11 protein-coding genes are annotated in these 14,521 nt (G+C 76.1%); 2 read left to right on the top strand and 9 right to left on the bottom strand.

Annotated features, from left to right (window positions below; all coding sequences use genetic code 11):
- Positions 1–26: 26 nt before the first annotated feature.
- Positions 27–1,175 (bottom strand): acyl-CoA dehydrogenase family protein, encoded by a 1,149-nt coding sequence (locus ABD345_RS21940; protein ID WP_344554203.1) that lies wholly within the window; start codon positions 1,173–1,175, stop codon positions 27–29.
- 182 nt (positions 1,176–1,357) lie between these two features.
- Between ABD345_RS21940 and ABD345_RS21935 the strand changes: the two genes are divergently transcribed.
- Both ABD345_RS21935 and ABD345_RS21930 read left to right on the top strand, forming a co-directional pair.
- Positions 1,358–1,990 (top strand): TetR/AcrR family transcriptional regulator, encoded by a 633-nt coding sequence (locus ABD345_RS21935; protein WP_344554312.1) that lies wholly within the window; start codon positions 1,358–1,360, stop codon positions 1,988–1,990.
- Positions 1,991–2,059: 69 nt separating this feature from the next.
- Positions 2,060–2,545: a DUF3592 domain-containing protein gene (locus ABD345_RS21930; RefSeq protein WP_344554202.1), complete on the top strand. Its 486-nt coding sequence runs from the start codon at positions 2,060–2,062 to the stop codon at positions 2,543–2,545.
- A 7-nt stretch (positions 2,546–2,552) separates the two neighbouring features.
- Here the strand turns inward: ABD345_RS21930 and ABD345_RS21925 are convergent, their stop codons facing one another.
- The 8 genes from ABD345_RS21925 to ABD345_RS21890 form a co-directional block, all read right to left on the bottom strand.
- Positions 2,553–4,628: a phosphotransferase gene (locus ABD345_RS21925; RefSeq protein WP_344554201.1), complete on the bottom strand. Its 2,076-nt coding sequence runs from the start codon at positions 4,626–4,628 to the stop codon at positions 2,553–2,555.
- A 244-nt stretch (positions 4,629–4,872) separates the two neighbouring features.
- On the bottom strand, positions 4,873–5,859 hold the full coding sequence (gene egtD / locus ABD345_RS21920; protein WP_344554200.1) for an L-histidine N(alpha)-methyltransferase: 987 nt from the start codon (positions 5,857–5,859) through the stop codon (positions 4,873–4,875).
- Positions 5,856–6,632, bottom strand: coding sequence for an ergothioneine biosynthesis protein EgtC (gene egtC / locus ABD345_RS21915; protein WP_344554199.1), 777 nt, complete (start codon positions 6,630–6,632; stop codon positions 5,856–5,858). The genes egtD and egtC overlap by 4 nt, the downstream gene beginning before the upstream one ends.
- The gene (gene egtB, locus ABD345_RS21910) at positions 6,632–7,969 is read right to left on the bottom strand and encodes an ergothioneine biosynthesis protein EgtB (protein WP_344554197.1); all 1,338 of its coding nucleotides are present in this window, start codon (positions 7,967–7,969) and stop codon (positions 6,632–6,634) included. The genes egtC and egtB overlap by 1 nt, the downstream gene beginning before the upstream one ends.
- A 37-nt stretch (positions 7,970–8,006) precedes the next feature.
- On the bottom strand, positions 8,007–9,281 hold the full coding sequence (gene egtA / locus ABD345_RS21905; RefSeq protein ID WP_344554195.1) for an ergothioneine biosynthesis glutamate--cysteine ligase EgtA: 1,275 nt from the start codon (positions 9,279–9,281) through the stop codon (positions 8,007–8,009).
- A gap of 50 nt (positions 9,282–9,331) precedes the next feature.
- Positions 9,332–10,531, bottom strand: a complete 1,200-nt coding sequence (locus tag ABD345_RS21900) for an aminotransferase class I/II-fold pyridoxal phosphate-dependent enzyme (protein ID WP_344554194.1) — start codon at positions 10,529–10,531, stop codon at positions 9,332–9,334.
- Between the two features lie 299 nt (positions 10,532–10,830).
- Positions 10,831–12,543, bottom strand: coding sequence for a methyltransferase (locus ABD345_RS21895; RefSeq protein ID WP_344554193.1), 1,713 nt, complete (start codon positions 12,541–12,543; stop codon positions 10,831–10,833).
- A 423-nt stretch (positions 12,544–12,966) separates the two neighbouring features.
- Entirely contained in the window at positions 12,967–14,148 is a 1,182-nt protein-coding gene (locus tag ABD345_RS21890; RefSeq protein ID WP_344554192.1) for a winged helix DNA-binding domain-containing protein, read from the bottom strand.
- Between the last annotated feature and the right edge of the window lie 373 nt (positions 14,149–14,521).

Genomic DNA, 14,521 nt, shown 5'->3' with positions numbered 1-14,521 from the left:
CTTGTCGGTGGGTCGGGAAGGGTGGTTCAGAAGGCGTTGACACCGGTCAGCGAGCGTCCGATGAGCAGCTTGTGGATCTGGCTGGTGCCCTCGTACAGGGTCATCACCCGGGCGTCGCGCAGGTACTTGCCGACCGGGTACTCGTCGATGAAGCCGTACCCGCCGAACACCTGCAGCGCGTTGTTGGCGCAGCGCACCGCCGCCTCGGAGGCGTACAGCTTGGCGACGGAGGACTCGGTGGCGAACGGCCGGCCCCGGTCGATCAGGTCGGCGACCCGCCAGGTCAGCAGCCGGGCCGCGTCCACGTCGACGGCGATGTCGGCGAGCAGCTCCTGCACCAACTGGTGGGCGGCGATGGGCTTCCCGAACTGCTCGCGCTCCCCGGCGTAGCGCACCGCCGCGTCCAGCGACGCCTGCGCGATGCCCACGCAGCCCGCCGCGACCGACATCCGGCCCTTGGCGAGGGCGGCCATCGCCACCGTGAAGCCCTGGCCGAGCTCGCCCAGCCGCGCACTGTCCGGGACCCGGACCCGGTCGAAGGACAGCTCGGCGGTGGCCTGTCCGCGCAGCCCCAACTTGCCGTGCACCAGCCGCCGTTCGAAGCCGGGAGCGTCGGTGGGCAGCAGGAAGGCGGTGATGCCGCGGTGCCCGGGTCCGCCGGTGCGGGCGAAGACCAGGGCGACGTCCGCCCACGTCCCGTTGGTGATGAACATCTTGCTGCCGGAGACCAGCCAGTGGTCGCCGTCCCGCTCGGCCCGGGTGGTCAGGCTCGCCGCGTCCGAGCCGGTGCCGGGCTCGGTCAGCGCGAAGCAGCCCAGCGCCTCGCCCGAGCAGAGCCGGGGCAGCCACTCGCGCTTCTGCTGCTCGGTGCCGAACGCGTTGACCGACTTGGCGACCAGCCCCAGCGAGACCGACACCACGCCGCGCACCGAGGAGTCGCCGCGTCCCAGTTCCTCCAGCACCAGGCAGTACGCCAGGTGGTCGCCGCCGCTGCCGCCGTACTGCTCCGGCAGGGTCAGGCCGAGGAAGCCCAGGTCGCCGAGCTTCTTGACGACGCCCAGGTCGATGGACTCCGCCCGGTCCCACCCGGCCGCGAACGGCACGATCTCCCGGTCGGTGAAGGACGCCGCCAACTCCCGTACGGCGGCCTGCTCCTCGGTCAGTTCCAGGTCCACGCGGCGACACCCCGAACGCTCGGCAGGTACTCGGCGATCCTGCGCCGCCGATAAACTAGCACTGCAAGTTTTACGGTGACTGTAACCCGCTCCGGCCCCACCCGGAAGAGCACCCGCCGAACCGCCCCGACCACCTGCGACAATGACCCGGACCCAGCCAGTCCGCGCCCCAGGAGGCGGAGATCGCCCGACCCCGCACCCCGCTGCTCAACCGGGACCGCATCATCGCCGCCGCCCTCGCCCTGGTCGACGCCGAGGGCCTGGCCGCGCTCTCCACCCGCCGCCTCGCCGCCGAACTCTCGGTCAGCGGCCCCTCGCTGTACAACCACTTCGCCACCAAGGACGAACTCCTCGACGCCGTCGTCGACAGTGTGATGGGCGAGGTCGACCTCACCGTGTTCGACGCGCCGGACGACTGGCGCACCGCCCTGCACGCCTGGGCCCGCTCCTACCGCGCCGCCCTGGCCGCCCACCCCCACCTCGTCCCGGTCCTCGCCCAGGGCCCCGGCCGCCGCCCCCACGCCCTGCGCCTCGCCGACGCCGTCTTCGGCTGCCTGGTCGAAGCCGGCTGGCCGCGCGGCCAGGCCACCCGGATCGGCGCCCTGATGCGCTACTTCGTCACCGGCTCCGCGCTCGGCTCCTTCGCCGCCGGCTTCCCCGACGACGCCGCGCTCTACCCCGCCGCCGACTACCCCCACCTCGGCGACGCCCACCGCCTCGCCGACCACCGCCGCGCCGTCGACGAGGGTGCCTTCGACACCGGCCTCGACGCCCTCCTCGACGGCCTCGAACTGCGCTACCGCCGCCTGCGCTGAGCCCCCGTGGGAACCACCGGCCCAGCTCCGCACGTCCGTCCGTACGGAAACCGGCGGCAAGGGGGACGGATGGACTGGGCGAACACGGCGGCCGGCACGGCGGCCGGCGGCGCGGGCCTGCTGCTCGCTGCCCTCGGCACCGCCCTCGCCGTCCAACGGCTGCGCCACGACGCCCGGCTGCGCCGCCTGCGCGCCCACGGGATCACCGCCGAGGCCGAAGTCCTGGAGACCCACCGCAGCACCCACCGGCACGCCGAGACCCGGCAGGTCCACACCGACCGCCGGGCCGTCCTCGGCTTCCGCACCGCCGACCGGCTGCCCGTCCGGGTCGAGGACGACGGCGACACCCCGCGCGCCGTCGGCGACCGGGTCGAGGTCCGCTACCCGCCCGGCCGCCCCGAGGACGCCCTGCCCGCCGATGCCGTCGACCGGCCCCGCCACGTCGCCGCGCTCGCCACCTTCGGCGCCCTCACCGGAGCGGCGGCGCTGATCGCCGCCGGAGCGCTGATCGCCGCCTTCGGGGTGGCCCTCGCCACCGGCGGCGTACTGCCCTGAGCCGCGATCAGCCGGCGGTGCGCGCCCCGGGCTCCGGCAGCGTCCAGTGGAACGGCCAGAAGTCCGCGGCCTCCTGCGAGTCCACGACCAGCTCCGGCAACCCGGTCGGGCGGCGCAGCAGGCAGCGGTGGCGCAGCAGTTCCTCGGCCTCCGTCCGGGACAGCTCCTCCCGCAGTCGGCCCTCCGACAGCCGCTCGGGGCGCGGCACGACGTTCAGCCGGTCACCGTCCGCCGTCCGGAAGTCCATCCGGTGGCTGGTGCTCCACTGCGAGTTCGACCCCCAGCCTTGCCCGAGGTCGACCGTCGGCCGACCACGCCGCCGGTGCGCCCAGTACACCGGCGAGGCGTCCGCCCAGCCAGGCTCGGCCACCCGGGCGCCCGCCCGGACCCGCACGCCCGCGCGGGTGAACAGCAGTTCGCCGAGCATCAGCCCCGGCCACAGCACGTCCAGCAGCTCGATCGGCGCGTCCGGGTCCTCGGCCGGCACCAGCTCGGCGATCTCGTGCAGGAACGGGTCGAAGCCGTCGGCCGCGCCGACCTCCGTCATCCCGAGCCGGGCGAAGAACGCCGCGTACCCCTGACGGCTCAGAGCCAGTCGCGCCCCGTCCCGCACCGGCCCGTCACCGTACGGCGGCTGCATGTCCAGGGCCAGTGCGTCCGCGACCCGGCCCAGTGCGTAGAACTCCTCCTCCAGCTCCCGTTGCTCCTCCCGCGGCAGCTCCGTGAACGACGCCAACGCGGACGCCGCCACCAGTCGCTCCGGGTACCCGGGCAGTGCCCGCTGCGCCCACGACTCCAGCAGCGCCGGGGTCGTTCCCTCGCCACCCATCCACATCAGTGCCTGGTACAACTCCCGCCCCGCGCCCAGCGGCTCGGACCCGCAGGTCGGGAACAGCGCCGCGCCCAGCGCCCGCCGCACCTCGGCGGCCGGGTCGCCCGCGTGGTACGGGTGCTCGCTGGGTTCGATGCCGTCCAGGAACTCCTGGTAGCGCAGCGCGAAGTGCACGTGCACCAGTGGCGCGGCCAGCTCCAGGGCCTCCTCCGGCCGGCTGTCCGGGGCGAGTTCGCGCCAGGCCGCGACCCAGCGGGCCCGCACGTCCGCCCAGCGTTCGGGGGAGAGGAACGGCTGCGGCCGCAGTCCGTCCAGGGCCGGGTGGCCCCAGGCCGCGTCCGAGAAGTCCAGCACGGTCGGCCGCTCGCCGTCGTAGCGCCAGTTGCCGGGGTGGAAATCGCCGTGCACCAGCGTCGACGGCAGCCCGCAGCGGTCGAGACCGGCCGCCAGCTCGGGCAGCCACGCGGCCAGCTCCCGGGCCTGCGCGTACTCCGGCTCCGACAGCTCCGGGCGCAGCCGCTCCAGCAGCGCCGGGAAGCGCTCCGCCAGCGCGGCCGGCGAGCAGTCCGCCAGCCCGTCCGGGCCGTCCGCCGCCACCGCCGCCTGCACGGCAGCCCAGCGGTCGACGGCGCTCAGCATGCCGTCCTCGGGCACGCCCCAGCAGTCCGCGCCCGGCACGTCCGCGAGCAGCACCCGCCGCCCGTCCGCCGCCAGCACCCGCGGCACCAGCCCCGGATCGGCCTTCCCCGCCCGGGCGATCACCGCCGCCTCCGGCACCGCGAACGGGGGCGTGCTCTTCAACCAGGCCGGGCCGTCGGCCGTCGGGAACCGCGACAGCGCCGACAGGTTCCAGCTCCGCACCTGCTCCACCGGGCCGGTCCTGACCCGACCCAGCGAAGCCAACTCGCCGTCCGCCCAAGCCCATTCCGCCGCCAGCCCGTCCGCCGACGCCCAGCCCAGCCGCAGCGGGTGCCCGGCCTCCTCGACGTCCGCCGGGGCCAGCACACCGGTCGGACGCTCGGACGCCACCGCCAGGTACACCACCTCGCCGCCCCGGCCGCCCTCGCCACCCGCCACCGACAGCAGCCGCAGCACCGCGAGCGGCACCCCCGCCGCCCGCGAGGCGGCCTCCGCCACCTCGCCGACCTGCGCCCAGTACGGCGACCCCGTCACGAACGGGCCCACCGCTCCCAGGATCCCGCCCCGCCACTCGACCACGACGGTCGCCGTCCGCTGCTCATTCGTCTGCACCCGGGCATTCTCCGGACGGTGGCAGCGACCACGCCAACGAATAATCGGCGAAGAGAGAGGCCCGACAGGGGCTCGGGGAACGGCGAGTCCGTGCTGCGAGAGGTTCACTGCCGCCCAGCGCATCCGCTTCCGGTTCTGTTCACCACACGCGGCAGCACGGACACTTCGATGGGCTCCGGCCGTCAGCAGCATCGACCCGCCGTTCCCCGGGCCCCTGATTTCGCGCCCCGCCGTTCTCGTCTTCCTAGTCGGAGCCGTCCTCGAAGGGGCGGGAGAGCGAGAGCCCGAAGCGGCCCCCGTCGTCCGTCCACCAGTCGGTCAGGCGCAGGTCGGCCGCGAAGAGTTCGCGTTCGACGCGTTCGCGGCGGAACTTCGCGGAGACCTCGGTGTACAGCTCCTCGCCGGCCTCGAAGTGGACGGGCAGGCCGAGTTCGGCGACCTTGACGGTCTGGGCGCGCAGGGAGCGCAGTCGCATCTCGATCCACTCGTTCTCGGCGTCCCAGAGTGCGACGTGCTCGAACTGCTCGGGTTCGAAGTCGGCGTTCAGCTCCCGGTTCAGCACCGACAGCAGGTTGCGGTTGAAGGCGGCGGTGACGCCCGCGGCGTCGTCGTACGCGGCGACCAGCACCGCGGGGTCCTTGACCAGGTCGGTGCCGAGCAGCAGCCAGTCCCCGGGCAGGAGTTGGGAGCGCAGGCCGGTCAGGAAGGCGGTGCGTTCGGCGGGCAGCAGGTTGCCGAGGGTGCCGCCGAGGAACACCACCAGGCGGGGGCCGCCGCCGTCGGGCAGGCCGAGGCTCTTGGTGAAGTCGGAGAGCACGGCGGAGACTTCGAGGCCGGGGTACTCGTCGGTCAGGGCCTTCGCGGCGGCTTCGAGCGCGCTCTCGCTGACGTCCACCGGGACGTACCGCTCCAGGGTGCCGGCGGCGCGCAGCGCGTCCAGCAGCAGGCGGGTCTTCTCCGAGGAGCCGGAGCCGAGTTCGACCAGGGTGCGGGCCCGGGTGGTGGTGGCGATGTCGGCGGCGCGGGCGGTGAGGATCTCGCGTTCGGCCCGGGTGGGGTAGTACTCGGGCAGCCGGGTGATCTCCTCGAACAGTTCGGAGCCGCGGGCGTCGTAGAACCACTTCGGCGGCAGCCGTTTGGGTTCGCCGCTCAGCCCTTCGCGGACGTCGGCGCGCAGCGCGTGGTGCAGGTGGTCGGGGGGCAGCAGGCGGGTGAGCCGGTATCCGGTCATCGCGGGGCGTCCTCTCGGATGCGCGGGCCGACGGGGGCCAGCGGGGTGAGTGCGCTGCCGGCCGCGTCGGCCACCAGCAGGGTGCGGTCCGGGACTTCGGACCAGCCGGGTCCGTCGTCGAAGGGTTCGGAGGCGACCAGCAGCGAGCCGTCCGCGTCCCGGCGCTGGAACAGGGTGTCGCCCCAGGCGGTGGCGGCGACCGAACTGCCGTCGGTGGCCAGCAGGTTGATCCGGGCGTCGGCGATCTCCGAGGCGAGCAGGCAGACGTCGGCGAGCGCCTGGCCGAGTTCGGCGCCGGCCCGCAGCCGGTTCAGCACCAGCGCCCACAGCAGGGCCGAGTCGGTGCGCGTCTCCAGCTCCAACAGCTCGGTGGCGGGCAGCAGTTCGGCCAGCGGGGCGAAGGCGCGCGGCCAGCCGGGCAGTGCGCCGTTGTGGCTGAACAGCCAGCGCCCGGCGGCGAACGGGGCGGCGGCCTGCGCCCCGGCCGCGCAGCCGGGAGTGGCGGAGCGGACGGCGCCGAGCACCGCGTGCGAGCCGACCACCCGGGCCAGGTCGACCAGGTCGCCGTCGGCCCAGATCGGGCCCTCCCGCCGGTAGCGGGCCGGGCGTTCGTCCCCGGCCGCGTACCAGCCGACGCCGTAGCCGTCGGCGTTGACGGTGCCGTAGCGCTGCAGCCGGGGCGCCCAGGACTGGCGCAGCAGCCCGTACGGCGGGTCGAGCAGGACCGAGCGGATCGGCACCGGCCCCCCCAGGTAGGCGAAGTGGCGGCACATCAGCCCCGGGCCCCCGTCCTGGGTTCGGCGTCGCGGGCGGTGCGGAAGCCGGAGAAGATCTGCCGCCGCACCGGGTAGTCCCAGTTGCGGAAGGTGCCCCGGCAGACGACCGGGGCGACCGCGAAGGAGCCGCCGCGCAGCACCTTGTACTCGGGGCCGAAGAACACCTCCGAGTACTCCCGGTACGGCCAGGCCGTGAAGCCCGGGTAGCCGGTGAAGTCGCTGGACGTCCACTCCCACACGTCGCCGATCAACTGCCGCGCGCCGCAGGGTGCTTCGCCCTCGGGGTAGGCGCCGACCGGGGCCGGTCGCAGGTGCCGCTGGCCGAGGTTGGCGTGCTCGGGGCCGGGGGCGGCGTCGCCCCACGGGAAGCGCCGGGAGCGGCCGGAGACCGGGTCGTGCCGGGCGGCCTTCTCCCACTCGGCCTCGGTCGGCAGCCGCCGCCCGGCCCAGCGGGCGTACGCGTCGGCCTCGTACCAGCTCACGTGCAGCACCGGCTCCTCGTCCGGCACCGGCTCCAGGTGGCCGAAGCGGCGGCGCAGCCACTGCTCGCCGTCCCGCTGCCAGAACAGCGGCGCCTCCAGGCCGGCGGACGTCCGGTGCGCCCAGCCGGCGGGCGTCCACCAGCGCGGCTCGTCGTAGCCGCCGTCGGCGACGAAGCGGCGGTAGGCGCCGTTGGAGACCGGCGTGGTGTCCAGCCAGAAGGCGGGCAGTTCGACCCGGTGGGCGGGGCGCTCGTTGTCCAGCGCCCACGGCTCGGTGTCGGTGCCCATGGTGAACGGCCCGGCGGGCACCAGGACTTCGGGTGCGAGCGGGGCCCCGGTGGCGGCGGGCGGCGGCGGGGCGTCCAGCACGGCCGGTCCGGTGCGCAGCTGGTGGGTGATCAGCATGGTCTCGTCGTGCTGCTGCTCGTGCTGGACGATCATCCCGAACGCGAACCCGGCGTCCAGCAGCGGCGCGCCCTCCAGCGGGGAGGCGGCCAGCAGGTCCAGCACCCGGCCGCGCACCTCGTGCGCGTAGGCGCGGGCCTCGGCGGGCGGCAGCAGCGGCAGCCGGGGGCGCTCGGCCCGTGGGTGCTCGAACGCGTCGTACAGCGGGTCGATCTCCGGGTGCATCGGGTCGCGGCCGCCGACGTTGCGCAGCAGCCACAGCTCCTCCTGGTTGCCGATGTGCGCCAGGTCCCACACCAGCGGTGACATCAACGGGGAGTGCTGGGCGACCAGTTCGGCGTCGTCCACGGCCCCGGTGAGCTGCGCGGTGCGCTCCCGGGCGGCCAGCAGTTCGCCGGCGATCAGCTCGCGCAGCACGGCCGGGTCGGTGCGGTCGGCGTTCAGCACGCGGTCTCCTCCGGCCGGGGGAAGGTGAGTTCGGCGGTCAGCACGGGACGTCCTCCTGGAGAGCGGCGGCGGGACCGGTGCGCAGGGCGGCCAGCTGGTCGTCGGCCGGGCAGCGGCCACGGGCCGGGTAGCGTTCGGCGAACTCGACCAGCGCGGTGTGCAGTTGGCTCCCCTGGCGGGACAGCGCGCGTTCGGCGGCGGCGAAGCACAGCAGCGCGGCGCGGCGCAGGTCCGGATCGGCCATGCCGAGCGCGGCGGCGCGCCGCCACAGGCCGGAGCGGGGGGCGCGGCTGCCCGCGTGGCCGAGCCGCTCCAGGGCGGCGCGGGCCTCGTCGGCGGCCCGCGGGTCGTCCATCAGCGCGCTGACCAGGGCGAGCGGCACCCGCCAGCCCTCGCCGGGCTGGGCGTCGATCATCCGCAGTTCCAGGTGGCCGCGCGGGCGCACCGGCGGGAACAGCGTGGTGCGGTGGTAGTCCAGGTCGGCCAGCTCGGCGGGCCGCTCGCCCGCGCCGCGCAGCCACTCGCGGAAGGTCAGCCCGGCCGGGGCGTCCCAGGGCAGCCCGTCGGGGCGGCGCACGCACAGCAGCGCGGCGTCCAGCACGTACCGCGTCCAGGCGGTGCGCGGGTCTGCGGTCGGCGGCGGGGCCAGCGTGCGGGAGGGGTCCATCCGGGACCAGACCAGCTGCCGGGTCGACTTCCAGCCGGTCGGACGGCCTTCCAGCAGCGGGGAGTTGGCGAACGCGCCGACCAGGACCGGACCCAGGTCGTGGGCGAGCCGCCAGCGCGCGGCGTGCTCGGCCTCGGTCCCGGCGTCCACGCAGACCTGGACGGAGGCGGTGCCGGTCATCATGATCCGGCCCCAGGGGCCGCCGCGGTCGAAGTAGCGCCCCATCGCCCGGTAGCGCGGGTGGGTGGCCTGCATCCGCCGCTCGCGGTCCATCGGGTCGGTGCCGCTGCCGGTCAGCCGCAGGCCCTCGGCGGCCAGGGCCGCCCGCAGCACCGCCTGGTCGGTGCTCAGTCCGGCCGCGCAGTCGGTCGGGTCGGCGGCGGGCGGGGAGCTGAGCTCGACCTGCCCGCCGGGTTCGCGCGTCAGCCGCGAGCCGGCCGGGAGCACCGGGCCGTCGGCCGAGTCGGGGAGCGCCGCCAGTGCGGCCGCCACCCGGTCGGGAGCCACCGGGGCGCCGGGACATCGGACGTCGTGGACGAACCACTCCGTCTCCACCCCGACCAGCGCGGGCGGGCCGATCTTGAAGCAGATGGCGCCCAGGTGCCGTTCGGCCGTCGCCTCGGTCAACTCCGCCTGAAGTGTCACGCTGTGTATCGGATCGGCGGCCGGGGCGGCCTGCTGTGGACGTACGGATGTCACCGGGTTTCACCATCCCTCGGTTCGCGACTTGAGCCCGGTTGTTCCTGCTCAGTCTGCTCCGGGACAAACCTCGGTGCCGCCCGGATCGACATTTCGCAGGTCAGGCGGGTGAGTGCGGTGCGCAGCCGGTCCAGTGGCAGGGCGAAATTCAGCCGCAGGCAGCCGGAACCGGCCGGTCCGAAATCGGATCCGTCCGCCAGCTCGACGTCACGGCGGGTGAGCAGCTCGGCCCGGGTGCCGAGCCCCGCGCCGTCCAGCCACAGCAGGTACGAAGCCTGCGGACGGGCCAGCACCGCACCGCCCAGCGCGGCCACCGCCAGCTCCCGGGCCCGCACCAGGTGGGCCAGCACGGCGTCCAGCCACGGGCCGCCCTCCGCCAGCGCCGCCCGCTGCGCGACCGCGCCCAGCAGGCCCCCCTCCCACAGCCCGAAGCCCGCCATCGCCGCCGTCAGCCGCTCGCGCAGCCCCGCGTCCGGCACCAGGGCGAAGCAGCTGGGCAGCCCGGAGACGTTGAAGGTCTTGCCGACCGAACCCAGCGTCACCACGTTCGCCGCCCCGCCGGTCACCGCCACCGCGACCGGCTGCGGCACCTCCGCGTCCGGGTGCCGCAGGTCGCCGTGCACCTCGTCCGAGACCAGCAGACCCGGGGCGGCGGCCGCGGCCAGCGCCCGGACGTCGGCGGCCGACCAGATCCGCCCGGTCGGGTTGTGCGGGCTGCTCAGCATGACCAGGCCCGGCCGGGACGCGGCGACGCCGGCCAGCGGCAGCCGGTACGGGTCGGCCGGATCGCCGGTGGGCAGCAGCGGCAGCTCCCGCAGCTCCACCCCCGCCGCCCGGCAGACCCGGGCGAAGCCGCCCCACTCCGGGGTCACGCACACCGCCGGGCCGGGCAGCGGGCGCACCGCCTCCAGCAGCAGCCGCACCGCCGTGCCCGGGGCGAACGGCAGCAGCATCACCCAGCGCGGGTCCACCTCCACCCCGTGCCGCCGCCGGTACCAGTCGGCCACCAGCACCCGGTCCGCGTCCTCCGCCACCGGGTAGCCGAACGCCGGGTGCCCGGCCCGCACCCGCAGCGCCGCCCCCACCGCCGGGGGCCCCGGCAGGTCCATGTCGGCCACCCCCATGGCGATCCGCCCCGCTCCCGCCCGCGCCCACTTCGCACTGCCCGTCCCCGCCCGCGAGAACCGTTCGAACACCGTCCGCTCCCTCCGACGCCGTTCCCACTCACGCTAGGCCGAGCCGGGCCCGGGCGGGGCGAGCGACCCGGAACCGGACCCCCGGACAACGTCGTCCGACGCTGCGCGGACCGGACGCACCCGGCGCACGCGCGGCCGAACCGCGGGAGGCCGGACCCGCCCGGTCAGGACCCCGGGCCGAAGAACGCCACCGCCATCCACCTGCGCCGCCGGCGCCGGACCGGCCGAGACGGCCTCCCCCCGCACCGGCGCCGTCCGGCAGGCCGCCCGAACGGCGTGGCCCGGGGCGCGGCGGGGCGTCAACCGGTCCGGTCGGCGGGCGACTTGCGCACGTGCAGCACCCGGGCGTCCAGCGGCAGCGGGTCGTGCCGCAGCAGCTCCAGCCCGGCGTCCGCGAACAGCCGCGCGTACTGCCCGGCGGTGCGCTCGCGGCCGCCCACGTTGCAGCGCATGTGCAGGTCCCAGGCGGTGGCCAGGGACGGGGAGCCGTCCTCCGGCAGCAGGCGCTCGACCACCAGCAGGTCCGCGTGCGGGGGCATCGCGGCGGCGAGGTGGCGCAGGATCCCCCGGCAGTGCGCGTCGTCCCAGTCGTGCAGCACCCGCGACAGCAGGTACACGTCCCCGCCCGGCGGCACGTCCGCGAAGGTCCCCGCCAGGCAGCGCGCCCGGTCGCCGCAGCCCGCCGCGTCCAGGAACTCCCGGGCCGCGTCCACGACGTGCGGGCGCTCCAGCAGGACGCCGCGCAGCGCGGGGTGCGCGGCCAGCAGCCGGGACAGCAACTCGCCGGTGCCGCCCGCGAGATCGACCACCGTACGCGGCCCGCCCGCCGACGCCGCCGCCCGGACCACCGGGTGCCCCGGCAGCGGGTCGAACATCCGGGTGCTCGCCGCCATCGAACGGTCGAACAGCTCGGCCAGGTCGGGATCGCGGGCGAAGTGGTCGAAGTGGTTCTCGCCGAACAGCCGGTCGAAGGCCGCCTCCCCGGTCCGCACCGTCCCCGCCAGCCCGCCGAACGAGCGGTAGAACGGCCCCGCGTAGAGCAGCGACAGCGGCCGCAGCGAACCCGCCGCGTCGGCCCGCAGCAACTCCCCGGCCGGGGACAGCCGGAAGCCGCCGCCGTCCGGCACCACCGTGCCCAGCATCGCCAGGTAGCGCAGCAGCGACCGCAGCGTCTCCGGGTCCGCGCCCACCGCCGCCGCCACCTGCTCGGCGCTGCGCGGCACCCGCGCGTCCATCGCCTCCGGGACGCCCAACTCGGCGAAGGCGCCCAGCGCCTGGGTCGTCCACGCACCGGTCAACTGCCGCAGCAGCACCTCGGCGGGCTGCTCGGTACGGTGCCGGGCCAGGTGCTCGGCCAGCAACTCCCGGTGGTCGCCCGGCGCGTACAGCTCGATCCGCGGACAGCCCGCCTTCGAGTCGTCCGGCGCCGTGAAGTACAGCACCGTCCCGTCCTCGTGCGGGTTGTAGCCGCCCCCGTCCGGCCGGGCGCCGTGCCGGGCCAGCAGCGCGCACAGGCCGCGCAGCAGCAGTGGATCCGGCTGCCGCACCTCGAAGCCGAGGTGCGCCTCGTGCTGCGCCGCCCGTTCGCGGGCGGCGAGCCCGGCCAGCCCCGAACCCGGCGGGACGGTCAGCGCGAACACCTCCACCACCCGCTGCTCCCCGTCCGCGCCGGTCACCGCCGGGCGCAGGATGCCCACCTCCAGCTCCGCCGCGTCCCGGCCGTGCCGCACGGCCAGCCGCTCCCGCACCACCGTGCTCGGCCGCGCCGCCGCCTCCGGCGCCAGCCCGGCCCCGGCGAGCATCGCCCGCAGCGCCCCGGCGTCCGGCGGGAAGACCAGCAGCGCGGTGTGCGCGAAGCGGCAGCGGTCGGTGAGCGCGCGCAGCTCGACGCCGTCCAGGCCCGGCAGCAGGGCGCTCAGCAGGGCGGCGGTGTCCTGGTGGCGGGCGTGGTCGGCCGCCGCCCGCAACAACTCCGCGTCGGTCGGAGCCGTGACGGTCGTGGTGGTGCTCATGCTGGGGACGTCCTTGAGGATAGGCAGGTGATGCGTGGGCGAAACGTTTCTGGAGGGGCCCGGAAAGGAAGCGCGCGCGCCGCCCGGTGGGGATGCGCCCGCATGGGGGAAGGGCGCAGCCCGGCGGCGCGGCGGCGGGAGCGGCGGACACCGCACCCGCAGGAATCTGACGGCCCGTCAGACTCGGTGATCCTAGCCGCCGCCGGAGCGCCCGCCCGCCCCGCTTCACCCGATTGGCCCGACCGTCCGCGCAGGTCACCGCCCTGGCGCGATGCTGCCGGTGGCCGGTGGCCGGTGGCCGGTGGCCGGAGCCCGCCGGGGGTTCGTGCCGCTGCGTGCCGGCAACGGAGCCAGGAGCAGGTGCGCGCCCTGCCGAGCCCCTGGTGGCCGCCCTGCCGACCCCCTGGTTTCCCGGTCGGCCCGTCAGGCCGCCAGGCGGCGTTCGAGCGGGGTGCGGAAGCGGGGGGTCACGCGGGTGTCGTCGAGGGTGGTTCGGAGGGTTTCGGCCTTGGCGGTGACGGCTCGGCGGGCTTCGTGGCCGGGGTCGGCGAGCAGGTCGAAGACGACCTCGCCGTCGGGGCGTTGGGCCCAGCCGCCGATGACGCGGCCGTTCCACCAGACGGTGGGGCCGAGGTTGCCGGAGCGGTCGACCAGTTCGGGGCGGTGTTCGGGGGAGAGGTACCAGTCGCGGTGCTTCCAGCCCATCGCGGTGGGGTCGAGGGCGGGGAGCAGGGCCGCCCAGGGTGCGGGGGTGGGGAGCGGGTCGAGGTCGTCAGGGAGGGCGAACCCGGTGCCGCCGTCGGCGAGTTCGACCTCGGTTACCGCACACGCGGCCAGCGCGGCGCGCACCTCGCGCCGGCCCCAGCCCGTCCACCAGGCCAGGTCGTCCTCGGTGGCCGGGCCGTAGGAGGCGAGCCAGCGGGCGGCCAACTCGGCCTGGGCGGCGGCCCGTTCGGCGGCACTGGGGGCGGCGGGGACGGGCGGCCCGGGCACCCAGCGGTGCCGGCTGCTGGTCCAGCCGCCCAGCGGGCGGCGGCGGACCATGGCGCCCTCCATACCGAGCAGGCGCAGCAGTCGCATTCCGACGGGCTGGGCGGCCTGGTAGGAGGTGCCGACGCCGTAGTCGATGCTTTCGCGCAACTGCGGGACGAGTTCGCCGAGTTGACTGCCCGTCAGGCCGTCCGGCGCGCCGGAGAGGGCGTCCAGTACGGCGGCTTCCGCGGCGGCCGTCCAGGCGGCGTCGCGGCCGGAGGCGGCGAAGTCCTTGAGCAGGCGGGTGCGTTCGGCGGCGGCCGCCTTCGCGGTGGTGGAGGCGTACAGCGCGGGCGCGAGGTCGGCGGGGACGACGAAGAGGGTCTTGCGCATGCCGTGGCGGCGCAACACCGTCCCGTCGGCGTACAGGGCGCGTTCGGTGTCGGCGGTGCCCGGGGCGGTGAGCCGGGCCGCCACGGCGAGGAACACCGTGGCGGGGTCGGTGCCGTGCACGGCGACCAGGTCGTCCACCACCTGCTCGGCGCGGTCGGCGGCGGTGCCGGGGGCGAGCCGGTGCCGCCGGGCCAGCCGGGCGCGGCGCTGGTCGTCGTCGAGCGTGGGGCGGACGGGCATGCGTACCTCCTGCGGGGTCGGTGACAGCCTGCCACGGGGGCCCGTCCCGGCCCCGGAGGCGACGGGCGGACACCGTCCGGGGCGGGAGGGCGGCCCCGGAGGGCGGCGGGCCGTGAAAGTTTCGCAGCCGGAGGCTCCCGGGCGGGGGTGGTTTCCCGGATCGGGACGGCCGACCGCCGGGGAGACCGGGGCCAGGGGAGAAAGCGCAGGTCGGGGCGGTGCGTCCGGCCGTACGGGCCGGTGGGCGGGAACGGGCGCGGGCCCGGGGCCGGTGCGGGTCGGGGCCGGTCCGGGCGCGGACGGGGCGGGGCGCGGCCGTGGCGTGGTGGGCCCGGCGGGTGCTGCGGCGCCCCGGCGGGCTCCTGCGCGGGCG

The organism is Kitasatospora saccharophila (assembly GCF_039529925.1).
In the GTDB taxonomy this organism is placed as follows: domain Bacteria; phylum Actinomycetota; class Actinomycetes; order Streptomycetales; family Streptomycetaceae; genus Kitasatospora; species Kitasatospora saccharophila.
The sequence above is the reverse complement of the archived record's forward strand: the minus strand, read 5'-3'. Positions and strand labels throughout refer to the sequence as shown.